Source organism: uncultured Microbacterium sp., assembly GCF_964244775.1.
Lineage (GTDB): Bacteria > Actinomycetota > Actinomycetes > Actinomycetales > Microbacteriaceae > Microbacterium.
In genome coordinates, this window is sequence record NZ_CAXTJR010000012.1 from 62442 (window position 1) to 84289 (window position 21848).

General features: G+C 66.1%; 21 protein-coding genes. 6 read left to right on the forward strand and 15 right to left on the reverse strand.

Annotation, left to right across the window (positions count from 1 at the left end):
- Window positions 1-60 precede the first annotated feature (60 nt).
- Complete coding sequence (locus ACFE6Z_RS15055) at window positions 61-1260, reverse strand: AI-2E family transporter (RefSeq protein ID WP_375386514.1); 1200 nt, start codon at window positions 1258-1260, stop codon at window positions 61-63.
- Window positions 1261-1412: 152 nt separating this feature from the next.
- Here ACFE6Z_RS15055 and ACFE6Z_RS15060 point away from each other — a divergent pair, with 152 nt between their 5' ends.
- Together ACFE6Z_RS15060 and ACFE6Z_RS15065 are read left to right on the forward strand one after the other, a co-directional pair.
- Window positions 1413-1733 carry a chorismate mutase gene (locus ACFE6Z_RS15060; RefSeq protein WP_375386515.1) on the forward strand — a complete coding sequence of 107 codons (321 nt, stop codon included), beginning with the start codon at window positions 1413-1415 and terminating at the stop codon, window positions 1731-1733.
- A 4-nt stretch (window positions 1734-1737) separates the two neighbouring features.
- Window positions 1738-2856 (forward strand): ATP-binding protein, encoded by a 1119-nt coding sequence (locus ACFE6Z_RS15065; protein ID WP_375386516.1) that lies wholly within the window; start codon window positions 1738-1740, stop codon window positions 2854-2856.
- Window positions 2857-2968: 112 nt separating this feature from the next.
- Here ACFE6Z_RS15065 and ACFE6Z_RS15070 read toward each other — a convergent pair whose 3' ends face one another.
- From ACFE6Z_RS15070 to ACFE6Z_RS15080, 3 genes are read right to left on the reverse strand one after another with little or no spacing between them, the layout of a single operon-like run.
- Window positions 2969-3655, reverse strand: a complete 687-nt coding sequence (locus tag ACFE6Z_RS15070) for a hypothetical protein (RefSeq protein WP_375386517.1) — start codon at window positions 3653-3655, stop codon at window positions 2969-2971.
- A complete protein-coding gene (locus ACFE6Z_RS15075) occupies window positions 3652-4602 on the reverse strand; it encodes an ABC transporter ATP-binding protein (RefSeq protein ID WP_375386518.1) in 951 nt (316 codons plus the stop codon). The genes ACFE6Z_RS15070 and ACFE6Z_RS15075 overlap by 4 nt, the downstream gene beginning before the upstream one ends.
- Window positions 4599-4991: a GntR family transcriptional regulator gene (locus ACFE6Z_RS15080; RefSeq protein WP_375386519.1), complete on the reverse strand. Its 393-nt coding sequence runs from the start codon at window positions 4989-4991 to the stop codon at window positions 4599-4601. The genes ACFE6Z_RS15075 and ACFE6Z_RS15080 overlap by 4 nt, the downstream gene beginning before the upstream one ends.
- A gap of 125 nt (window positions 4992-5116) precedes the next feature.
- Here ACFE6Z_RS15080 and ACFE6Z_RS15085 point away from each other — a divergent pair, with 125 nt between their 5' ends.
- Together ACFE6Z_RS15085 and ACFE6Z_RS15090 are read left to right on the forward strand one after the other, a co-directional pair.
- Entirely contained in the window at window positions 5117-6595 is a 1479-nt protein-coding gene (locus ACFE6Z_RS15085; RefSeq protein WP_375386520.1) for a YdiU family protein, read from the forward strand.
- 114 nt (window positions 6596-6709) lie between these two features.
- On the forward strand, window positions 6710-7747 hold the full coding sequence (locus ACFE6Z_RS15090; protein WP_375386521.1) for an LLM class F420-dependent oxidoreductase: 1038 nt from the start codon (window positions 6710-6712) through the stop codon (window positions 7745-7747).
- 10 nt (window positions 7748-7757) lie between these two features.
- Here ACFE6Z_RS15090 and ACFE6Z_RS15095 read toward each other — a convergent pair whose 3' ends face one another.
- The 7 genes from ACFE6Z_RS15095 to ACFE6Z_RS15125 form a co-directional block, all read right to left on the reverse strand.
- A complete protein-coding gene (locus ACFE6Z_RS15095; RefSeq protein ID WP_375386522.1) occupies window positions 7758-8729 on the reverse strand; it encodes a hypothetical protein in 972 nt (323 codons plus the stop codon).
- Between the two features lie 61 nt (window positions 8730-8790).
- On the reverse strand, window positions 8791-9597 hold the full coding sequence (locus ACFE6Z_RS15100) for a hypothetical protein (RefSeq protein WP_375386523.1): 807 nt from the start codon (window positions 9595-9597) through the stop codon (window positions 8791-8793).
- A gap of 60 nt (window positions 9598-9657) precedes the next feature.
- A complete protein-coding gene (locus ACFE6Z_RS15105) occupies window positions 9658-9792 on the reverse strand; it encodes a hypothetical protein (RefSeq protein WP_375386524.1) in 135 nt (44 codons plus the stop codon).
- 9 nt (window positions 9793-9801) lie between these two features.
- The gene (purL, locus tag ACFE6Z_RS15110; RefSeq protein WP_375386525.1) at window positions 9802-12132 is read right to left on the reverse strand and encodes a phosphoribosylformylglycinamidine synthase subunit PurL; all 2331 of its coding nucleotides are present in this window, start codon (window positions 12130-12132) and stop codon (window positions 9802-9804) included.
- Between the two features lie 79 nt (window positions 12133-12211).
- Window positions 12212-13186 carry a carbohydrate ABC transporter permease gene (locus ACFE6Z_RS15115; RefSeq protein WP_375386526.1) on the reverse strand — a complete coding sequence of 325 codons (975 nt, stop codon included), beginning with the start codon at window positions 13184-13186 and terminating at the stop codon, window positions 12212-12214.
- Window positions 13183-14316, reverse strand: coding sequence for a carbohydrate ABC transporter permease (locus tag ACFE6Z_RS15120; RefSeq protein WP_375386527.1), 1134 nt, complete (start codon window positions 14314-14316; stop codon window positions 13183-13185). Before ACFE6Z_RS15120 ends, ACFE6Z_RS15115 begins: the two co-directional genes overlap by 4 nt.
- A gap of 69 nt (window positions 14317-14385) precedes the next feature.
- A complete protein-coding gene (locus tag ACFE6Z_RS15125; protein WP_375386528.1) occupies window positions 14386-15693 on the reverse strand; it encodes an ABC transporter substrate-binding protein in 1308 nt (435 codons plus the stop codon).
- A gap of 209 nt (window positions 15694-15902) precedes the next feature.
- On the opposite strand from ACFE6Z_RS15125, the gene ACFE6Z_RS15130 reads away from it, so the two are divergent.
- Window positions 15903-16928: a LacI family DNA-binding transcriptional regulator gene (locus ACFE6Z_RS15130; RefSeq protein ID WP_375386529.1), complete on the forward strand. Its 1026-nt coding sequence runs from the start codon at window positions 15903-15905 to the stop codon at window positions 16926-16928.
- A 29-nt stretch (window positions 16929-16957) separates the two neighbouring features.
- Window positions 16958-18406: a GH1 family beta-glucosidase gene (locus ACFE6Z_RS15135; protein WP_375386530.1), complete on the forward strand. Its 1449-nt coding sequence runs from the start codon at window positions 16958-16960 to the stop codon at window positions 18404-18406.
- A gap of 148 nt (window positions 18407-18554) precedes the next feature.
- On the opposite strand, the gene ACFE6Z_RS15140 is transcribed toward ACFE6Z_RS15135, so the two are convergent.
- The 4 genes from ACFE6Z_RS15140 to ACFE6Z_RS15155 all read right to left on the reverse strand — a co-directional run bounded on the left by ACFE6Z_RS15140 (window position 18555) and on the right by ACFE6Z_RS15155 (window position 21775).
- Window positions 18555-18749: a PLDc N-terminal domain-containing protein gene (locus ACFE6Z_RS15140; RefSeq protein ID WP_375386531.1), complete on the reverse strand. Its 195-nt coding sequence runs from the start codon at window positions 18747-18749 to the stop codon at window positions 18555-18557.
- Window positions 18750-19005: 256 nt separating this feature from the next.
- Complete coding sequence (locus ACFE6Z_RS15145; RefSeq protein WP_375386532.1) at window positions 19006-19731, reverse strand: HIRAN domain-containing protein; 726 nt, start codon at window positions 19729-19731, stop codon at window positions 19006-19008.
- Window positions 19712-20623 (reverse strand): hypothetical protein, encoded by a 912-nt coding sequence (locus ACFE6Z_RS15150; RefSeq protein ID WP_375386533.1) that lies wholly within the window; start codon window positions 20621-20623, stop codon window positions 19712-19714. Before ACFE6Z_RS15150 ends, ACFE6Z_RS15145 begins: the two co-directional genes overlap by 20 nt.
- A 48-nt stretch (window positions 20624-20671) precedes the next feature.
- A complete protein-coding gene (locus tag ACFE6Z_RS15155; protein ID WP_375386534.1) occupies window positions 20672-21775 on the reverse strand; it encodes a HigA family addiction module antitoxin in 1104 nt (367 codons plus the stop codon).
- Window positions 21776-21848: the final 73 nt, after the last annotated feature.

Consider the following 21848-nt stretch of genomic DNA (forward strand, 5'->3'; position numbering starts at 1 on the left):
ACTCGACCTTGAGCCGATGACGCATCAACGCGGGCTTCGCTCGCATTGATCCGTCCCGGCTCAAAGCTTCGCGTCCTGCCTGGGTATGAAGACCTGCTTGATGATCAGCAGGATGGATGCCGCCACCGGCACCGCGATCAGCGCGCCGAGGAGGCCCAGCAGCGTGCCGCCGATGAGCGCGCCGATGACCACGAGCGAACCGGGGATCGAGATCGCCTTGCTCATCACCCTCGGGGTGATGACATAGGCCTCGATCTGGATGTAGATGAGGTACGCGATCGCGAAGATGAGGGCCGAGAGGGGGCTCGTGAACAGGGCCAGGATCGACGCGGCGACCCAGTACAGCACCGGGCCTACCAGCGGGATGATCGTGATGCAGAACGCGAGGACGCCCATCAGCAGCGGATAGGGCAGCCCGAGGAACAGGTGCAGCAGGAACGCCACGATCGAGTTGAAGAACGCCAGGATCACCATGCCCATGAGATAGCCGCCGACCGAGTCGGTGATCTGGTTGGTCATGTCGCGTACTTTGGCGCGGTTGCGAGCCGGGGCGAATTGCGTCAGCGACTCCTTGATGCCGGGCAAGGACGCGACGAAGTACAGCGTCAGCACGATGATGATCAACCCGCCCGATACCGCGGTGGCGATGCCGGCGCCGACTTTCAGGATGCCGCCCGAGATCGCAGCGATGTTCGACGGGGTGGTGAGGAACTTCTGTACTTCGGTGATGAGGTCGGTGAGCCCCGTTCCGAAGATCCCCTCCAGCCAGTGATAGAAGTCCGTCGTCTGGAAGCTGGTGACCGTGGAGGGGATGCTGGTGATGAACTGGCCCACCTGCGTGACGAGGGTCGGAATGACCAGGACGAGCAGGCCGCCGCCGACCACGAACAGGATGAGGAAGATGATGACGATCGACCAGGTGCGCGAGACGTTGTGGCGGCCGAGCATCTTGATGACCGGGTCGAGGCCGAGCGCCGCGAACATCGCCAGAGCGATGTAGATGATCACGGTGGCGATGTTGGTGACCGCGATGCCGAGCAGGATGGCGACGAGGCCGCCCAGGGTCAAGAGCAGCCCCACGGTGAACGGACTGTCCAGGTGTGCCCAGAAGGGCTTGCCCCCTCGATCAGGCGCGCGGGTCGCATCGGCCGCGATGACGTCGAGGGCCTCGACCTTCGCCTGCGCCGAGGGCGTAGCCGCATCGGTGCCTGCCGCAGGATCGGCCGCGAGCGGCTCGGGAGGAGGGGTGCCGTCGGTCATGGACACACTCTAGGGCTCGGGGGCGCGGCGTAACGATGGCTGTCGTTCGATATCGCCCCGGAAGGGTGACAGGACGCGCGAGAGCTCGACCGCGCGGCACCGCGCGGCACCGCGCGGTATCGTCGGAAGCCCAGCCGGACCGAGGAGGATCGATGGACCAGAACCGCGAGAGCGACCCGCCCGACAGCGATCCGGCATCGACCCTTCTCCGCCTGCGCAGCAGCATCGACAACATCGACGCCGCACTCGTCTACATGCTGGCCGAGCGGTTCCGCTGCACGCAGCAGGTGGGTGAGCTGAAGGCAGAGCATGGGATGCCGGCATCCGATCCTGCTCGTGAGCAGCGCCAGGTCGAGCGGCTGCGCCGGCTTGCGACCGAGGCCGATCTCGACCCCGAGTTCGCCCAGAAGTGGTTCACGTTCGTCGTGGCCGAGGTCATCCATCATCACGAACGCGCCGCAGAAAGTCGCTGATCCCATGCCCGCAGAACTGTCGATCGGCACGCTGCTCGAGTCGGAAGACGCCGCGCCGGCGAAGCTGAACCCGGCGAAGTTCAACCGGCATACGTTCTGGTGCGGGCAGAGCGGATCGGGCAAGACGTACGCCCTCGGAGTCGTGCTCGAGCAGCTCCTGCTCCACACGCGTCTTCCGCTGGTGATCCTCGATCCCAACTCCGACTTCGTGCGGCTGGGCGACATCCGCGAGGGTGCATCGGCGGAGGTCAGAGACGAGTTGGCCACCCGCGACATCCGGGTGCTCCGCCACGGCGACCGCGAGGGGCTGCCGCTGCACGCACGCTTCCTCGACCTGCCGCTTCGCTCGCGCGCCGCGGTGCTGCAGATCGACCCGGTCTACGACGCCGAGGACTTCAATGTGATGCTGCACATCGAGGACGAGATGCAGAGCATGCTGCGGACCGGCGGGATGGCGACGGTCACCGAAGACGGTGCACTGGTGAAGTTCTTGCGCGGGTCCGAAGATCCGGCACGACACCGCCTGGCCACGCGGCTCGAGAACCTCGGAATCGCCGATTGGGACCTGTGGTCATGGGGGCGCGACAGCGTCGCAGACGTGATCGACGAGAAGCCCGATGCGACCGTCGTCGACCTCGGCAGCTTCGGCACGCAGCCCGAGATGCGTTCTGCCGCACTGGCGGTGCTCGACCACCTGTGGTTGCACCGCGAAGACCGCATCCCCCGCCTCATCGTGATCGACGAAGCGCACAACCTGTGCAGCCCCGAACCCGAAACCCCGCTCCACCGGCTGCTCACCGAGCGGATCGTGCAGATCGCCGCCGAGGGACGCAAGTACGGCCTGTGGCTGCTGCTGTCGACGCAGCGGCCCTCGAAGGTGCACCCGAACGCCCTGTCGCAGTGCGACAACCTCGCGCTCATGCGCATGAGCTCGTCTCGCGACCTCGACGAGCTCGGTTCGGTGTTCGGCTATGCGCCGCCGTCGCTGCTCGAGCGCTCGCCGGGGTTCGCCCAGGGGCAGGCGCTGTTCGCCGGGGGCTTCGTCAACACCCCGGTCATCGTGCAGATGGGCGCCCGGCTCACGCACGAGGGCGGTATCGACGTGAGCGTTCCGCTGCGTTAGTCACGGCCGCTTCGCTGGGTTAGTCACGGCCGCTTCGCTGGGTTAGCCACGGCCGCTTCGCTGCGTTAGTCACGGCCGCCTCGCTGGGTTGGCTACCAGCATCCCGCACGGCTCAAGGGATCGTGCGACGCAGCGTGAGGTATGACGTCGCGGCGAGCACGGCAATCACGAGCAGGCCCCAGAGGGTGAGGCCGAGCGACCCCTGCGCGCCGATCCACTGGAAGACCCGAACCCACGCGTCGGCGAGCCCGACGAGCCACATGAGCGCGACCAGGATGGCACCGAGGCCCACCAGCACGATCGTGAGCAGCAGCGGCCCACCGCGCTTGTAGATCGTGGCGCCCCAGAATCCGATGGAGAACAGCAGCATGGCGATGGCGAAATACGCCAGCCACGCCGCCCACCATCCGGCCTCCCAGATCCAGCCGAGGTAGAAGAAGTACCCGTTGAGGCCGTAGCCGTTGGTGAGCTGCTCGACGACCCCGCCGATGACGAATATCGAGGCGAGGATGCCGGAGGTCAGTGCCGCGGTGATCAACGTGCCCAGGTAGAACTCGCGCCGGGTGACGCTGAGTGCCTGCGAGAACGGGAAGGTGAGGGTGAGGGCCTGGATGCCGACGGCCATGAAGTACCAGAGCGGCGCTTGCGCCCCGCCACCGTACTTCGGGCTGCTCACGGGGATCATCGCGAAGACGATGAGCGACAGCACCCATGCCCCGCCGAGGATGAGCAGCGGGATCCAGATGTAGGTCTGCCGATTGACCAGCTGCAGGCGGACGACGTTCAGTGTGCGACTCATCGGGTGGCCTCCTTGGCGGCGGAGTCTGCGGACGGTGCCGTGTCGGCGGATGATGCCGTGTCGCGGGATGCTGCGCCGGCATGCTGCGTGAGCCGGACGATCAGCTGCTGCAGCGAGACGGGTGCGATCTCGAGGCCGGCGGCGGTGAGCCGGGCCCGGTCGTCGGTGGTGAGAGCGCCCAGCACGGTGACCGACGAGACGCGTCCGAGCGACTCGCGGTGGATGACCTCGCGCCCTGCGACGAACGCGGCGATCGCCGCCGAGTCGCCGACGATCGCCGAGGCGCGATCCCGCACGTCGTCGGTCGGCTCGTCGAGCAGGATGCGGCCGCGGTCGACCACGATGACGCGTTCGATGAGGTTGGCGACCTCGTCGATCAGGTGGCTGGAGAGGATCACGGTGCGGGGATGCTCGGTGTAGTCCTCCAGCAGCCTGTCGTAGAAGATCTGCCGCGCCACCGCGTCGAGGCCGAGGTAGGGCTCGTCGAAGAACGTGATCTCGGCGCGCGATGCCAGCCCGATGATGACGCCGACGGCCGAGAGCTGGCCGCGCGACAGCTTCTTGATCCGCCGTCTGAGGGGCAGCTGGAACTCGGTGACCAGGCGCTGTGCCAGCGGTTCGTCCCAGTTCGGGAAGAACAGCCGCGCGGCGCGGAAGGCGTGCAGCGGCTTCGCGTCGTCGGGATACTTCTGGCCCTCGCGGACGAAGCACATCCGGCCGAGCACCCGCGCGTTCTCGTAGGGCTGCTCGCCGAAGATGCGCACGTCGCCCGATGTCGCGAAGTTCTGCGCCGTCAGGATCGACATGATGCTCGTCTTGCCGGCGCCGTTTCGACCCAGCAGGCCATAGATGGTGTCCTTCTCGATCGAGAACGACACGTCGTCCACGGCGCGCACGTCGCGATAGGTCTTCACGAGGTTTCGCACCTCGATCACGGATTCGGTCATCGCGCAGTCCCTTCGGTGGATGCCGCATCCGACCGCGCGAAGCGTTCGACGATGAGGCGGCTGATGTCTTCGGGTGCCAGCCCGAGCTTGCGTGCCTCGGCGAGCAGAGGTTCGACGAACCGGTCGCCGAACGCGGTGCGGCGCTCGGCCAGGAGGCGTTCGCGCGCCCCCTCGGCGACGAACATCCCGATGCCGCGCCGTTTGTAGATCACACCCTTGTCGACGAGCACGGCGACCCCCTTCGCAGCAGTGGCGGGGTTGATGCGGTAGAACGCGGCCAGCTCGTTCGTCGACGGTGCCCGGCCCTCTTCGGGCAGGCTGCCGTCGACGATCGAATCCTCGACGCTCTCGGCGATCTGCAGGAAGAGCGCGCGTCCTTCTTCGATCACATCTACCCCGGTCGTTGGTTAGTTACCTAACCAACTAACCAGCCAACCAGAGTTCTGTCAACCGCGAGTCCGTCCCGCGGCGTCACAATCCGGCGGGGCCGACGGCGGTCCGGTTGACTGCATCCATGACTGACGTCGTGCAGATCGGAGCGGCGCCGCTCGCGCTCGAGCGCGTGTGGGCGAGCGACTTCCCCGAGCTGTCGCGCCCCGTTTCACCGGCGCCGACCCCGCGGCCTCGGCTGCTGGCGATCAACGACGAGGTCGCACACGATTTCGGCCTCGACCCCGAGTACCTCGCCGGGGGCGAGGGCATCCGCCTCCTCACCGGCGAATCGGCCTGGCCGGGGTCGACCCCCGTCGCGCAGGTGTACGCGGGTCACCAGTGGGGCGTGTTCAAGCCCATCCTCGGCGATGGTCGCGCGGCACTCCTCGGCGAACGACGCGACCGCGATGGGCGCCTCCACGATCTGCACCTGAAGGGGATCGGCCCGACCTCGATGTCGCGCGTCGACGGTTTCGCGACCGTCGGGCCGATGCTCCGTGAGTTCCTGATGGGCGAAGCGATGCATGCGCTCGGGGTTCCCACCACGCGGGCGCTCGCGGTCGTCGCGACCGGCTCGGCACGCGACCTCGATGGGGTCGTGCAGCCCGGGGCGGTGCTCGCCCGCACCGCGTCGAGCCACGTGAGAGTCGGGTCGTTCGAATTCGTCCGTGCCCAGGGCGATCCCGCGCTGCTGCGCCGCCTCGCAGATCACGTGATCGCCCGCCACTATCCCGGCGCTGCCGTCGCGGAGAGCCCCTATCGGGCGCTGCTGGTCGAGATCGTGGAGGCGACAGCATCCCTCACCGCCGACTGGATGCGCACCGGCTTCGTGCACGGCGTGCTCAGCACCGACAACGTCCTGGTGTCGGCCGAGACCATCGACTACGGCCCCTGCGCATTCCTCGATGCGTACGAACCGGGCGCGTACTTCAGTTCGATCGATCAGCTCGGCCGCTACGCCTACGACCGGCAGCCGCCGATCATGCGCTGGAACCTCGAGCGGCTCGGGCACGCGCTCGCCCCGCTCCTGGCCGACGACCCGTCCATCGGCGAGCGAGTCGCCGTCGAGGTGGTCGACGCTTTCGATTACCGGTACCGGTGGCACTGGGCCGTGGCTTTCCGCGAGAAGCTCGGCCTCGATGACCGGGCAGACCTCGCGATCGCCGCCGAGCTCGCCCAGACAGCGCTCGACCTGCTCGCCGAGCACGAGGTCGACTTCACCGGGTTCTGGCGAGACCTCGCCACGGCCGCCGACGGCGACGAGCGGCCGATTCGTGACCGGTTCCTGGGGCCGGTAGCAGGGCTCGACGCGTGGCTGATCTGGTGGCGGACGCAGTCACCGGATGCTGCGCTCATCCGTGCGGTGAACCCCGTGTACATCGCCCGCAACCACATCGTCGAAGAGGTGCTCGCCTCGGCGGTCGAGGGCGATCTCGGGCCGTTCGAGGAGCTCCTCGACCTGCTCCGCGACCCTTTCACCGAGCGCGGAAGCGAGTACCGGCGCTTCACCTGGCCGGCCCCGGAGGGCGCGCCCCGCCACCGCACGTTCTGCGGCACCTGACCCGACGCTCATCAGACGCGCACGACGCGAGGGTCGATGGACGCTCAGTCCGAGTAATGTTCGGCGCGGGGTCCGGCGTGGGCCAGATCATGGTGAACGAGAGGCGGGCGGACGATGCGGTTCGGGCTGATCCAGAATTATTCGTCGGACATCGCTGAGATCGCGGATGCTGTCGACACCTACGAGGCCGCGGGCCTGAACACGATCGCCGTCGCCGAGGCGTACTCGTTCGACGCGGTCAGCCGGCTGGGCTACCTGGCCGGCAAGACGCGCACCATCGGCCTGATGTCGAACATCTTCCAGCTCTACACGCGAACCCCCACGCTCACCGCGATGACCGCGGCCAGCCTCGACTCGCTGGCACCGGGCGGTTTCACCCTGGGGCTCGGCGCGTCCGGACCGCAGGTGATCGAAGGCTTCCACGGGGTGGCGTACGACGCGCCCCTCGGGCGCACCCGCGAGATCGTCGAGATCTGCCGGCAGACGTGGAGACGCGAGCCCGTCGTGCACGACGGCAGGCACTACTCCGTTCCGCTCACCCTCGAGCGCGGCGGGTCGGGCCTGGGCAAGCCGCTCAAGCTCATCAACCACATGGAGCGCTCCGACATCCCGATCTCGATCGCCGCGCTCGGTCGCCAGAGCGTCGCCCAGGCCGCCGAGATCGCCGATGGCTGGCAGCCCATCTTCTTCGATCCGGAGCGCGCGTCGAAGGTATGGGGCGAGTCGCTCGAGGCGGGCACCGCCAAACGCAGTGCCGAGCTCGGGTCGCTCGACATTCAGGTTCAGGTGTTCTTCGCGTTCGGCGACCCTTCGCCAGGGGCTCTGATGCGCATCCGGTCCTTCCTCGCGCTCTACATCGGCGGCATGGGGGCCAAAGGCAAGAACTTCTACACCGACATCGTCTCGAGGTACGGCTTCGAGGCCGAGGCGGCCGACATCCAAGACCTCTATCTGGCGGGGCGCCGTGCCGAAGCGGTGGCCGCCGTCCCTGACGAGCTCGTTCACGGAGTGACCCTGCTGGGCAACCCCGATCGGCTCCGCACGAGGATCGCCGCCTTCGAGGCCGCAGGGGTCACCGAGCTCCTGCTCGCCCCCATCGCCGACACTGCCGAGCAGCGCCTCGATGACGTGGTCGCACTGCTCGGGCTCTGAGCCCGCGAGCCTACGGCTGCTGCTTCGGACGGGTCACGCGGCCGGGCGCTGTCTGCGTGCTCCGCGCGGGCACCGGCCACGGTCCGGTCTTGGGCTCGTGCAGAGGGAGCGCCACGGGCTCGGGCGACGGTGCGGGCTCGGGCGACGGGGCGGGTGAGGGCGACGGGGCAGGTGAGGCCGATCCGCCGGCGACCGGGGGTGCTGGCGCGGTCGTCGGGGCCGCAGCATCCGGAACCTTCTGCTGCGCACCCGTCGTGAGCTCCAGCGTGACCTTGTGCTCGAGCACCTCGATCGCCTCGTCCGACAGCGAGATGAGCCCGTCGAGCTCTTCGCGCACCCGGCGATAGGCGAGCTGACGCTCGGCCGGAGTGGCGGCCTGATCGATCGCGACGCTCAGCAGCTGCTTCGCGGTGTCGAGGCGCTTGCGTTCGACGACGGTGAACGACGAGTCTTTGATGCGCCGTGCGTCGCGCTCGGCGACGTCGAAGGCGACCTCGTAGTCGGTCACGGCGTTGCGGTACTCGGCGAGCTGCTCGCGCGAAAGTCGTGTCTTCGGGGATGCCGGCCGCAGGCCGTCTGCCATCTTCTTGGCACGGAGGAAGGCCGCCGTCAGCGGCTGCCGCCCGTCGCTCATCGCCGGGAATGCGATGATCTTCGCCACGTCGAGCTCGTACTCGAGCCAGCGGGCGGTGACCGCATCGTGCGAGGCGACCAGCCGCTCGAGCTGCGTGGCAGCGGGAGTGGATGCTGTCGCCTCACCCGCTGCTCCACCCGAGGCCGCCGCGACCGGCGCCGTGACCGGAAGTGCCCTGCCCGCTGCGGCAGCCGCCTTCAGCTCGGCCTTCGCGTGCAGCACTTCGAGTCGTCGCTGGTGCCGTCTGCGCGCGCCGCGCTCCCAGGCCCTGCCGGCACCGCCCAAGACCCCCAGAAGGGGAAAGACGAGCCACCAGTAGCCTCCGACGAACTGGAAGAACTCCTGCACTCTGTCATGGTAACCGCCGTGCGCGCCGCGTGACCTGCCGGTCAGCGCTCTCGCAGGTCGGTCAGGCGGGCGGACCCGGCTTCCGTACGCGGGCCATCGCCTCGGCCGACCAGGCGACGGCGCGCTGGGCGTTCGCGAGCAGATCGGCCGCGGTGTCGATCCAGGCGCCCGTGCCGAGCGGGATGCCGGGGCGCTCGGGCTCGCCGCGGGCTTCGCGCTCGGCCGCGTCGAACGCGCGCTCCGTACGGCGCACGGCATCACGGTACGCCGCGAAGTCGGCGGGCGTCATGCGCACGGTGGCGGACGCGGGGCGCAGCCACTGCGCCTGCGACTGCTCGCGCAGGAAGTCGGCCAGGACGGGCGACCGGCCGTCGCTCATCGCGGGGAACGCGATGAGCTTCGCGGGATCGGTCTCGTACTCCATCCACCTGGCGAGCACGCGGTTGTGCGCGTCGATCACCTTCGCGAGCGGGTACTCGGCGGGGTCGGCGCCCGCATGCGGCATGCTGGCGCGCGCGGCGCGGAGGCTCGCGCGTCTGGCCAGCAGCGCGGCGGACGCCGACTTGACGTTCTGGCGCGCGGTCTGGAGTGCGCGCCGCGCCGACGAGAGGTCGCGGTCGGAGGCGCTCCGGGTCGCGCGTTCGGCCTGCACGCGCATGAGCTCGGCGTGCGCGACGGCCACGTCGGCTCGTCGCTGGGTCAGTGCCGTGCGCGCGGCCCGCACGTCGTGCGCCGCCGCGTCGATCTCGAGGTGACGCGCTCCCGAGGTCCGCTGTCCGCGCAGGCCGAACCAGCCGAGTGCGCCCGCGCCCACGATCATCGGCGCGACCCACCACACTCCGGCGACGAACGCCCACAGCGGATCCACGTTGTCATGCTAACCGCGACCGAAGGGCACCAGCCTGGGAATCGGATCCCGATGCGGGGCTCAGCCGAACAGGAGCGCGAGAACCGTGGCGCCGCCGCCGACGAGGATGAGCGAGACGATGACGACCCATGCGACGACCTTGATGCGCTTCTGCCGCGTTTCGGTGTACGTGCTGTACTCGTCGTCGTTCGCCATGGGGTCAGCTTAGACGACGGGTTCGGACACCGTTGCGCCGAAGACCCCCGGCAGCGTGGAGGTCGACAGCTCGAGCAGTTCGTTCAGCGGCACCGTGAAGACGTCCTGCACTTCGAGCGCCGCGGCGCCGTCGTCGGCGACATCCGTCACGCCGATGCGCAGCACGGGGTAACCGCGCCCGTCGCAGAGCCCCCGGAACTTCACATCGTCTTCGCGCGGCACCGTCACGAGGACGCGACCGGTGGATTCGGAGAAGAGGGCGGATGCAGCATCCACCCCATCGCGCTCCATGATCTCGCGCAGCCAGACGCGCGCGCCGACGCCGAAGCGCATCGCGCCTTCGGCGAGGGCCTGGGCGAGGCCGCCGTTGGAGAGGTCGTGCGCGCTCGAGATGAGCGACTGCGTCGCGCCGGCGTGCAGCAGTTCGGCCAGACGCTTCTCGTTGGCGAGATCGACGGCCGGCGGGCGTCCGCCGAGGTGACCGTGGATCGTGTCGGCCCACGCCGAGCCGCTGAGCTCGCCTGCCGTGACGCCGAGCAGGTAGATGTTCTCGCCCGCGTCCTGCCATCCGCTCGGGATGCGACGTGCAACGTCGTCGATGATGCCGAGTACGCCCACCACAGGCGTGGGGAAGATCGGCACATCACCGGTCTGGTTGTAGAACGAGACGTTGCCGCCGGTGACGGGGATGCCGAGTTCCAGGCACCCGTCCGACAGACCCTCCACCGCCCGCGAGAACTGCCACATGACCTCAGGGTTCTCGGGGCTGCCGAAGTTCAGGCAGTCGGTCACCGCGGTGGGCACGGCACCGGTGACGGCGACGTTGCGGTACGCCTCGGCGAGAGCGAGCTTCGCGCCCTCGTACGGGTCGAGCTGGCAGAACCGCCCGTTGCAATCGGTCGCGATCGCGAAGCCCAGGCCCGACTCCTCGTCGACGCGGATCATGCCCGCGTCGTCGGGGAACGCGAGGGCGGTGTTGCCCATCACGTAATAGTCGTACTGGTTGGTGACCCACGAGGTGTCGCTGAGGTTGGGGCTCGCGACAAGCTGCGTGAACTGGCTGCGCAGCGTCTCAGGATCGGTCGGGCGGGGCAGGGCGCTCGCCGAGTCGTCGCGCAGCGCGTCGATCCACGTCGGGTAGGCGACGGGCCGCTCGTACACCGGTCCGTCGACGGCGACGGTGGAGGGATCGACGTTGACGATCTCGTGGCCGTGCCAGTCGATCACGAGGCGTCCGTCGCCGGTCACTTCGCCCAGCACGCTGGTCTCGACCTCCCATTTGCCCACCACGGCGAGGAAAGCGTCGAGCTTCTCGGGGGCGACGATCGCCATCATCCGCTCCTGCGATTCCGACATGAGGATCTCTTCGGCGCTCAGCGACGGGTCACGCAGCAGCACCCTGTCGAGCTCGACCTTCATGCCGCTGTTGCCGTTGGCGGCCAGCTCGCTCGTGGCGCACGAGATGCCCGCGGCACCGAGATCCTGGATCGCCTCGACGAGGTCGTCGCGGTAGAGCTCGAGGCAGCACTCGATGAGTACCTTCTCGGCGAACGGGTCGCCCACCTGCACCGCGGGGCGCTTGGTGGGGCCGGCGGCGTCGAAAGAATCGGAGGCGAGGATGGATGCTCCGCCGATGCCGTCGCCGCCGGTACGGGCTCCGAAGAGCACGACCTTGTTGCCGGCGCCGGTGGCATTGGCGAGCTTGATGTCTTCGTGGCGCATGACGCCGACCGCGAGGGCGTTGACGAGCGGATTGCCCTGATAGACCGCATCGAACACGGTCTCGCCGCCGATGTTGGGCAGGCCCAGGCAGTTGCCGTAGAACGAGATGCCGCTCGTCACGCCGTGCACGACACGGGCCGTGTCGGGGTTGTCGATCGCACCGAAGCGCAGCTGATCCATGATCGCGACCGGCCGCGCGCCCATCGAGATGATGTCGCGGACGATGCCGCCCACCCCGGTCGCGGCGCCCTGGAACGGCTCGATGTAGCTCGGGTGATTGTGGGACTCGACCTTGAACGTGACCGCCCAGCCCTCGCCGACATCGACGACGCCGGCATTCTGACCCATCCCGACCATGAGGCGGGTCTTCATCTCGTCCGACACCTTCGAGCCGAACTGGCGCAGGTAGATCTTGCTCGACTTATAGGAGCAGTGCTCCGACCACATGACCGAGTACATGGCCAACTCGCCGCTGGTGGGGCGACGCCCGAGGATCTCGCGGATGCGTGCGTACTCGTCGGGCTTTAGCCCGAGGGCGGCGTAGGGCTGCTCCTTCTCGGGTGTGGCCGCGGCGTTGTCGACGGTGTCGATGGACAGGGCTGTGGGGGAAGACGTCACGCGGCTGTACTCCAAGGCGGCGGGGCTCCAAGATCGCGGGGATGCCGGACGCCAGCCAGTCTAGTTGCGGCGTGCCGGCCTAGCCCTTCGTCGAGCCCGCGAGCAGCCCACGAACGAAGTAGCGCTGCAACGAGAAGAACACGATCAGCGGCACCAGGATCGAGATGAAGGCACCTGCGGTGAGCAGCTGCCACTCCCCACCGCGTGTGCCGGTGATCTCGGCCAGCAGTTTCGTGATCGGAGCGACCTGGCCGTCGGCGAAGATCAGCGCCACCAGCAGGTCGTTCCATACCCAGAGGAACTGGAAGATCGCGAATGACGCGATGGCCGGCATCGTCAGCGGCAAGATGATCCGGAAGAAGATCTGCCCGTGCCCTGCACCGTCCACTCGCGCCGCTTCGACGACCTCGCTCGGGATTTCTGCGACGAAGTTGTGCAGCAGGAAGATCGCCAGCGGCAGTGCGAACATCGTGTGGGCGATCCACACCTGCGCATATGTTCCGCTCGCATTCAGCCCTTCGCCGATCTGCAATCCGAAGAGGTTGAACCCGCGTGAGAAGGTCGACAGCAACGGCACCAACGCCATCTGGATCGGCACCACCTGCAGGGCGAAGACCAGGATGAACAGCAGGTTCTTGCCCCGGAAATCGATCCATGCGAAGGCGTAAGCGGCGAGGCTCGCGATCACGAGGGGGAACACGGTCGCCGGGATGGCGATCGCTATCGAGTTCACCCATGAACCCGCGAGGTTCAGCGTCGAGTTTCCGGACTGAAGAACTGTGGTGTAGTTCTCGAGGGTGACAACGGGGTTCGAGAAGAACGTCCACCATCCCGACGTCTTGATCTGCTGCTCGGGTCTGAACGACGAGACGAACAGTCCGAAGGTCGGAATCGTCCACAGCACCGCGATGATGAGCGCGCCGACGGTCGCCCCGCGGCTCGTCAGACGGGTCTTGGTGCGACGGCTCGACGCTTCGATGCGGCTCTCGCCGCGGCTGAGCTGACGCTTGGTAGTGGTATCGATCGGCAATTCGATCGGCGTGACGGCGCTCATCGGATCTCCCTCTGCTTCTTGATCTGCCGTGCGTTGTAGATGACGATCGGCAGGACGAGCAAGAACAGCACGACGGCGAATGCCGCAGATCGTCCGCTCTCGAAGTTCTTGAACTGTGTGTACATCTCGTTGGCGATCACAGAGGTGTCGTTGTTGCCCGCGGTCATCGTGCGGACGATGTCGAACACCTTCAATGAGGCGATGGAGATGGTGGTGAGCACGACGATCAGTGACGAGCGGATGCCGGGCACGATCACGTTGCGGAATCGCTGCCAGGGGTTTGCGCCATCCAGCTGGGCCGCTTCCAACCTCTCGGTGGGCACCCCCTTGATCGCTGCCGAGAGCACGACCATCGCAAAACCGGTCTGCACCCAGATGAGCACGATGATGAGGAACAGGGTGTTCCACGGTTCGTTCTGCAGCCACTGCACGGGTGTCCCGCCGAACCACACGACGATCTGGTTGAACAGACCGATCTGCGGCTCGCTGCCCTCGCGGTAGGCGTACACGAAGCGCCAGATGATCGATGCCCCGACGAACGAGATCGCCATCGGCATGAACACCAGGATCTTGAAGTACTTCTCGCCGCGCGACTTGTCGATGAAGACCGCGTAGGCGAGCCCGATGGCGGTCGACAACGTCGGAACGAGCAGCACCCACACGATCGTGTTGACCACGGTGCGAACCGCGGCCGGCTGCGTGAACAACCAGATGAAGTTGTCGAGACCGACGAAGTTCTTGCCCGACGCCGAAAGGAACGCCGCCCCGGTGGTGTTGATCGCCGGCAGGATCAGACCGATGAGCAGGAAGATGACCGCCGGTGCGAGGAAGCCCACGAGTTGAACCAGGTAGCCGGCGCCACGTCGCGACCGGTAGTCCACCAGGAACAGCACCGCGCCAAGGGCAGCTGCCGCCGCAACCGCCCAGAGGAACGATCCGAACACGAACGCGATCAGGGCGGGAACGACCACGCAGAATCCGAGACGGATGAGGGTGTATCGCCTGCCGGGCTTCGTCGCCACATCGATGAATACGAGCAGGAGTGCGACGACAACGGCGAACCCGGCGAGCAGGATGAAGATCTGAAGTAGGGGCGTGAGTCCGCCCAGCCAATTGAAGAACGTAGACATGCAAAGCCTTTCAAGACTCGGTGCGGGGCGCCGGAAACACCCACCGTCTCCGGCGCCCCTGCTGAACCGCTATTCCGAGGGCCAGCCGGCTTCGATCTCGGTGAGCACCGTCTGAGTGTCTTCACCGTTGACCCAGTTGACCATTCCCTTCCAGAACGTTCCTGAGCCGACGGAGCCGGGCATCAGGTCCGACGCGTCGAACCGGAACGTGGTGTCGGGATTCTGAAGGATCTCGATCGCCTGCGACAGGATGGCCGTCGAAGCGTTGGCCGGGTCGAGCCCGTTGTTGGCGGAGATGACTCCACCCAGCTTCACTCGGCTGTTCGCCCACTCCGCGCTGGAGAGGTACTCCTGAACGGCGACGGTGTCAGGGTTGGAGTTGAACGCTCCGACGATCTCGCCGCCACCCGTCACGGGGTGGTCGCCCTCGGTGAGTCCAGGAAGAACGAACGCCCACACATCGCCGTCCTCGGCGACCTTTGCGCCACCGTCCTCGAGGAACCCCGAGTAGAACGAGGCCTGGTGATGCAACGCGCACGTTCCATCGACGATCGACGGCACCGGGTCATCGAACTGCGTCGAGTTGATCGAGGCGACGTCGCCGAAGCCCGCGTTGACGTACTTCGGGTTCTTGAGGATCTCGCCCACGGAGTCGAACGCAGCAGCGATCTTCGGATCGGTGAACTTCACGTCGTTCGTGACCCACTGGTCGTAGGTGTCGGGACCCGACTGGCGCAGAACGAGGTCTTCGATCCAGTCGGTGCCAGGCCAGCCCGAGGCGTCACCGGAGCCGAATCCTGCACACCAGGGCGCGGTGCCGGTCTTCTCCTGGATGGTCTTCGTCAGCGCGAGAAGCTCGTCCCACGTCTTGGGAACTTCCACTCCCCATTCGGCGAACTTCTTCGGCTGGTACCAGACGAAACCCTTGACGCTGGCGAGCAGCGGTGCACCGTACAACTTGTCGTTCACGGTGCCGTAGGCCGCCCAGTCCTTCGACCAGTACTTTTCCACGTTGCTCTTCACGCCCTCTGGCGCCTCTACGAGGTAGTCGCGCTTCGCGAGATCGCCGAGTAGTCCGGGCTGCGGGAAGATCGCCAGATCGGGTGGGTTTCCCCCCTGTGCGCGGATGCCGATCTGAGACTCGAATTCCTTCGAGGCCTCGTACTTGATCGTGATGCCGCTCTCTTTTTCGAAGTCCGCCCAGCTCTGCTCGAGCAGCTCCGCTTCCGTATCGGAAATGGTGCCGTAGATCGTGACGGTCTTGTCGTCGGAACCGCCGTTGGAGCCTCCGCCGCTGGAGCATGCGCTCAGCGCTGCCGCGGCGATTGCGAGGGTCGCTCCGGCGGCAAGTGCCTTCCGGATATTGGCCTTTTTCATCTGTTTCCTCCTCATCGAGTGCTGCAGTCGCTCCGGCCCCACTGCGGGCCGGAACTGATCTTGGTGCTGGGAACCAAAAGTAAGTAACCGGTTCCAGATGGAGGGTACAGACTCGATCTGTGCCGCGCAAGCACTGGTTTTCGCTATGGCTAACCGGTTCCATCTTCGCGCGCGATTGCTAAGATGTGGCGACAATGAAGGAGGCACCGATGCCTGGAGCTATCGCTGACGTCGCCGTGATGGCCGGCGTTTCGAAGGCAACGGCGTCGCGAGCGCTGTCCGGCAACGGCTATGTGTCGGAAGAAACCCGGGGCCGAGTTCTTCGCGCCGCCGCCGAACTCGGCTACGTTCCATCGCCCCTCGCGGCGAGTCTGGTCACCAAGCGCACCAAGTCGATCGCAATCGTGTCGCGGTTCGCCAGCCGGTGGTATTTCGGCGAGATCCTAGAGGGGATCGAGGCCGCGCTCCTCGACCGCGGCTACGACCTCACGCTGTATAATCTGCACCCCGACCTCCCCGACCGCGACCGCCTCTTCGACTACTTCCTCGCTCGCAAACGGCTCGACGGCATGATCGCCATCGACATCCAGGCAAAGCCGAACGAGCAAGCGCGCCTGTCGGCCCTGGGCTGGCCGATCGTCGCGGTCGGCGGCAATCTAGCCAACGCGCACACCATGGACATCGACGACGTCGAGCTCGGTCGGCGCGCCACGGAACACCTCATTGAGCTGGGTCACCGCCGCATCGCGCATCTGACCAGCGCCGGCGCGGACGAACGACCCGAAGCCTGGAGCGGGCGGCGGCTGTCGGGATATCTGCGCGCCATCGACGAGGCGGGTCTGTGGACCAGGGTCCAGATGCTGTCCACCGAACACTCGCTGCCGAGCGGATATGAGTCTGGGCGTCAGTTCCTCAGCGCGAACGAGGGCCGCCCCACGGCCATCTTCGCCGCGACGGACGAGATCGCGTTCGGTGTCATCCTCGCCGCGAGGGAATTGGGCATCGGGGTGCCCGACGAGCTGTCCGTGATCGGCATCGACGGTCACGAGTACTCCTCAACCTTCGGGCTCACAACCTTCGAGCAGCGCCCCCACGAACAAGGCATACACGCCGCCAACATCCTCGCCCAGCGGATCGAAGACACCCCGGACGACGTCAGCACCAGAGAGACCTGGCCGACTCGACTCATCCTCCGCGGCAGCACCGCTCCTCCGGCACGCACGGTCTCACCGTAGACACACTCACCACGCGAAAGGCAAACTCCGTGAGCAGCACGACCGCCCCCCGCCCCGTTGCCAGCGATGACTACCGCACCGTCGACCTATCTTTCCCCCAGGGATTCGTCTTCGGGTCGGCAACCGCCTCCTACCAGATCGAGGGAGCTGTGGATGAGGACGGTCGCGGACCCTCTATCTGGGACACCTACAGCCACACGCCCGGCAAGGTGATGGGAGGAGATACGGGAGACGTCGCCGACGATCACTACCACCGGCTCGAGGCCGATCTCGATCTCATGGCGTCGCTGAACCTCGACGCCTACCGATTTTCGCTGTCGTGGTCTCGCATCCTTCCCAGCGGCCGCGGTGCGGTCAACCCCGCCGGGCTGGACTTCTACGGCCGACTGATCGATGGCCTCATCGCACGACGGATCAAGCCGGTGGCCACGCTCTATCACTGGGATCTCCCGCAAGCCCTCGAAGATGAAGGCGGATGGCGCGTGCGGTCGACCGCCGAGGCCTTCGCCGACTATGCGCGCATCGTCGGCGAAGCGTTCGGTGACCGCGTCTCGACGTGGGGGACCCTCAATGAGCCGTGGTGTTCGGCCTACCTGGGCTATGGCTCCGGGGCGCACGCTCCCGGAATCACTGACCCCGAAGCGGCGCTGAGGGCCGTGCACAACCTGAACCTCGCGCACGGACTTGCCACCCGGGTGCTGCGCGAAGTGGTGACAAACGACCCGGAAATCTCCATCACCCTGAATCTGCACGTCATACGCGGGGAAGGGCCGAGCGGAGCCGAGGCGGTTCGCCAGATCGACGCACTCGCGAACCGGGCGTTCACCGGGCCGCTGCTGCGCGGCGAATACCCCGCGGACCTCATCGAAGATACGAAGGACATCACCGACTGGTCATTCGTGCAAGACGGCGACCTGCGAGTGATCCATCAACCCATCGATGTGCTGGGCGTCAACTACTACTCGACGATGCTCGTTCGCGTGTGGGACGGTACCGGCGCGCAGCAGACCGCTGACGGACACATGAACGCCGGCGGCTCCACCTGGCCCGGAGCATCCCGCATCGAATTTCTGCCGCAGGCCGGCCCCTACACCGAGATGGGCTGGAACATCGAACCCGCCGGACTGGAGGAACTGCTCCTTTCGCTTCGGGATGAGTTTCCCGGTCAGACCGTGATGGTCACTGAAAACGGTGCTGCTTTCGAAGACACCGTGGTCGACGGACAGATCCACGATGATGCGCGCATCGACTACATCCACCGTCACGTCGTGGCGATTCACCGCGCGCTGCAGCAGGGCGTCGACATCCGGGGCTATTTCGTCTGGTCTCTGCTCGACAACTTCGAGTGGTCATACGGGTACTCGAAGCGGTTCGGCATCGTGCACGTGGACTACGACACTCTCGAGCGCACTCCGAAAGCAAGCGCCCGGTGGTTCGCAGACCTCGCCTCGTCCAAGACCATCCGCCGACCGGCGTAGCCCGCCAGCTTCAGTGAGTGGGGTGACTCGCGGTGCTGGAGTTGAGTGCGCCTCCACTGAACGGATTGCCCATGTTGGGGGAGTGTTCATCGACGCGCTGGTCGTGAAGATCTGCGACGGGCAGGTGCGCGAAGCCGTTCGCCGGCGTCTAGTCCGACGTCTCAGGTCGATCGACACGCGCGCCAGAACGCGTGAACCAAAGTGTGGGCCCAATGATCGGGACGAAGATGACGACCAGAAACCAAAGACCATGATTCCGAGGGCCTGGATCGTCGCGTGGCCAGGAGCGGAGCACAGATCCGGCGGCGACGATGCCGTAGCCGAAAGCGGCCACGCTCAGCACAGCGAGAAGAACATCCAGGACGGACGGAGTTAGGGGGTCGATGGGTTCTCCTTCGCGCCTTCGTCAGCCTATGTCTACTGGTGTCGGGAACGCGGTCGGATGACACTAGATGTCACGTTGACGCGGGCTCCAGGGCACGGCAGTGGCGACTTTGTCGTGACACTTTCCGATCCGAGCGCCCCGCGTTTGAGTGCGGTCAGACCGTCTGGTCTCACTCACTTAGACTGCGCCGACGGGCACCGGTCCACGGAGGTGGCTATCCGCGGTAGGCGTCCAGTCGGCAAAGTACACGAACGTGTGCGGGTGCGTCCGGGTTGACTCGCTCGGCGACCGCAGTCATCGACCAACCATCCTTGATCCGAGCGTGAACGTCTGCGCAAAGCCAGTCTGGAACGTAGCCGAACCTCTGGCCGTCGAAGGTATTGACGAGAACCGCCTTCGGGTTCACCTCATTGCATTCCTCGAGCTCGAGGCGGAGCGTCGCACCGTTCTGGAGGGTCGCGATGGCGGCATCCGATTCAAAGAAGTGTCGAACGCCTGAAACGAAGAACCGGCTCGTGAGCCGATCAGCTTTGGTGAGAGGGTGCTCGACGACGTGGAAGGTGTCAGTTGCCCTGCCGCCGCCAGTGCGAGCCAAGACTTCGAACGGGACGTCGTCCGAACTGAGATCCTCAATGCCGAGCCAACTCAGGTAGCGATCGTAGTGTGGTCGGTCGACGGAGAGAATGCGATTCGCGAAGAACGCCGGAACCTCGTCCGAGACGTAGGCAGTGTCGCGATCGGGGTACTCGAGCAGTGGGACGAACGCAGGGTCGTCCCACGCGCCCGGGAGGTACTGGAAAGCGAATCGTCCAGCGGGGAGTGCGTCGAGTTGACCCACCTTGACGAAGAGCCTGGACACCGGGTTCTGCCAGACGAGGATGAGGGTCTTGCGGCTCGCCGTGAGGTCGAGTTGGTCTCGGTCAAGTGCCTGAGTAGCCATCGAGCAACCTCCTTCGATTCGTCGCCAACAGCCGAACTACGAATGTATGGGTGACCTCAGACATTATCGCGCGAGGGACCTGTGAGACGACGGAACCAACTGCATCTCCGGAGATCGCGTCGAGTCGCTCGATCCAGAAGCGGCGAGCAGTCGGCGAGGCGAGGCCAAGCGCGCTCCATGCGAGTTCCGTGAGCTTGGGCTTTCCAGCGAAGTGGTGGCTGGTCCCGCGTTCCACCCAGCGCATCAGGTGGGGCTCGTCGTCCAGCATCCGAACACGTCGCTCGTCCCGCTCCTGGAAGCCGAGCGCATTTCTATGGTCGAATGAAGGCGCCAGCCGGCGCTCATCCCCACGGAGGATGACCGCCCAGTTTTCGTGATGACGGTCGCGTCCGGCGACCCAGGCATCCATAAGGAGATAGCCAGCCCACACGTCGAAGGCTGTGAAGCTACCTGGCCACTCGATGTCGGCCGGTGGCCCAACCTCCTCGAGCGCATGCTGGACCGCCGCGACCGTGTAGCCCTGGTTCTCGCCCTGGACTGACTGGTCGTAGTCGGCGAACCGTGCTGACAGCACGCTGTTGCCATGATCGAGATACTCGAGACTGTCCCGAAGCACCGACCTGGACACGATCGCCCGCCGACCTTCCAACAGCGCTGGGCGGATAGTCGCGCTGGGAACGCCGAGCTGATCCGCCAACTGGTGGACGGTCCACTCGGCCCAATCCTCTCCGCTGACCGTCCCATCGAGCTCGTCGAGCCGCGCCAGTTTGAGCAGCCACTGCCGGTCGCCGAACATCGGCAACTCGACCCACCACTTCTCCTTCGACCCCATTGGTTCGTCGGCTTCGGCCGCACCGCGGACGAAGTGAAGGGACTCCCAGGCGGTCGGCACGGGATGACCCTATCGGCGACGCCCGACGGCCGCAGCGCCGAATCGCGCTTAACTCAACGACTCTGCGAGGTCGACCTTGTCACGTAGTTTCGCGATCGGTCCGCCCCACGTACCTGTGAGGAACGCCCATTGGCCAGCAACGACACTCGGCGCAACGCCAAGCGCCTCGGCCAGTGACAAGATCTGCGCGGGGGTCGTCGCAGCCTGCAGTAGGTCCCTATACGGGGGCGGTATTAGGTGCGCCTCGGCAAACCTGTTGGCAGCGGCCTCTTGCGCATCGGCGTTGTCGTCGGCCTTGAATCCGTCATCCACGAACGTGCTTCTCTTGGGATGGAGCAGGACGTGGGCGATCTCATGAAGGATCGTAAACCAGAGACCGTCCAGCGACTTGTACCGACTCGTGACGGCGATCATCGGGGTTCCGTTTATCCACCGAGAAACACCACTGATCCGGGTGTTCGGTATCTCCGGGACGAACACCAGGACTACCCCTGCGTTGAGCAACAGCGCCTGAGCTTCTCGGAAGGCCGTGCCGATTTCCTTCACTGTGAGCTTCGGGATGACCCGCGCAGCGGAGCGGAGCTTCTCGCTATCGAAAGCAGGTGCGTTGTCGACCATCGCGGATGAGTGCAGTTCGGACAGACGGATCCACAGGGCAGTGAGGTTCGCATCGATCGTGTGAAGTTGGCTGCGCTTGTAAGAGGCTTGCGGCTCTAGCCAAGTCTTGTCGTATGCATCTGGGGACGCGACGCCGAAGAATTGGAGCAGCTTTCCCGCGACCTGCGCGCCCTCGTCTGCGGCATCGACCAGGTTCCGCTCGATCAGAATCTGCCGCGGGAAGGCGGAGGCCCATTTCACGAAGCCAGCAAGCGCGTCTCGTCTCTCGGCTCGCGCCCGATGGGTTTGGTATGCGGTCTCTAGGCGCAGCCACGTCTCGGCGGGGGTTCCAAGTACCTGCTCCAGAGTTACTGCAACATCCGGAGACAGGGGGGCGGTCCCCTTGATGACGAGGTTGATGTGTTTGGTGCTCAACCCCGTGCGCGCGGCGAGTTGCGCCTGGCTGATCGCGTGCTCGTCGAGCTCGCGCTGCAGTATGCGACCGGGTCGCGGCGCAAAGTCGAACCGGGCGTCGCTTGCCTTATAGGTAGTCATAATCCCGGTCAACTCGCGCGTCGCAGAACTGATCGTCCGCGAACATGCAAGTTCTGAACGAGGAGCGCTTCTG

Excerpts from the sequence above, each read along its gene's own strand:
- ACFE6Z_RS15060 (WP_375386515.1), top strand. The coding sequence starts at position 1,413 with ATGGACCAGAACCGCGAGAGCGACCCGCCCGACAGCGATCCGGCATCG.
- ACFE6Z_RS15075 (WP_375386518.1), bottom strand. The coding sequence starts at position 4,602 with ATGACCGAATCCGTGATCGAGGTGCGAAACCTCGTGAAGACCTATCGC.
- ACFE6Z_RS15115 (WP_375386526.1), bottom strand. The coding sequence starts at position 13,186 with ATGAGCGCCGTCACGCCGATCGAATTGCCGATCGATACCACTACCAAG.
- ACFE6Z_RS15120 (WP_375386527.1), bottom strand. The coding sequence starts at position 14,316 with ATGTCTACGTTCTTCAATTGGCTGGGCGGACTCACGCCCCTACTTCAG.
- ACFE6Z_RS15065 (WP_375386516.1), top strand. The coding sequence starts at position 1,738 with ATGCCCGCAGAACTGTCGATCGGCACGCTGCTCGAGTCGGAAGACGCC.
- ACFE6Z_RS15155 (WP_375386534.1), bottom strand. The coding sequence starts at position 21,775 with ATGACTACCTATAAGGCAAGCGACGCCCGGTTCGACTTTGCGCCGCGA.
- ACFE6Z_RS15070 (WP_375386517.1), bottom strand. The coding sequence starts at position 3,655 with ATGAGTCGCACACTGAACGTCGTCCGCCTGCAGCTGGTCAATCGGCAG.
- ACFE6Z_RS15145 (WP_375386532.1), bottom strand. The coding sequence starts at position 19,731 with ATGGCTACTCAGGCACTTGACCGAGACCAACTCGACCTCACGGCGAGC.
- ACFE6Z_RS15105 (WP_375386524.1), bottom strand. The coding sequence starts at position 9,792 with ATGGCGAACGACGACGAGTACAGCACGTACACCGAAACGCGGCAGAAG.
- ACFE6Z_RS15085 (WP_375386520.1), top strand. The coding sequence starts at position 5,117 with ATGACTGACGTCGTGCAGATCGGAGCGGCGCCGCTCGCGCTCGAGCGC.
- ACFE6Z_RS15125 (WP_375386528.1), bottom strand. The coding sequence starts at position 15,693 with ATGAAAAAGGCCAATATCCGGAAGGCACTTGCCGCCGGAGCGACCCTC.
- ACFE6Z_RS15130 (WP_375386529.1), top strand. The coding sequence starts at position 15,903 with ATGCCTGGAGCTATCGCTGACGTCGCCGTGATGGCCGGCGTTTCGAAG.
- ACFE6Z_RS15055 (WP_375386514.1), bottom strand. The coding sequence starts at position 1,260 with ATGACCGACGGCACCCCTCCTCCCGAGCCGCTCGCGGCCGATCCTGCG.
- ACFE6Z_RS15090 (WP_375386521.1), top strand. The coding sequence starts at position 6,710 with ATGCGGTTCGGGCTGATCCAGAATTATTCGTCGGACATCGCTGAGATC.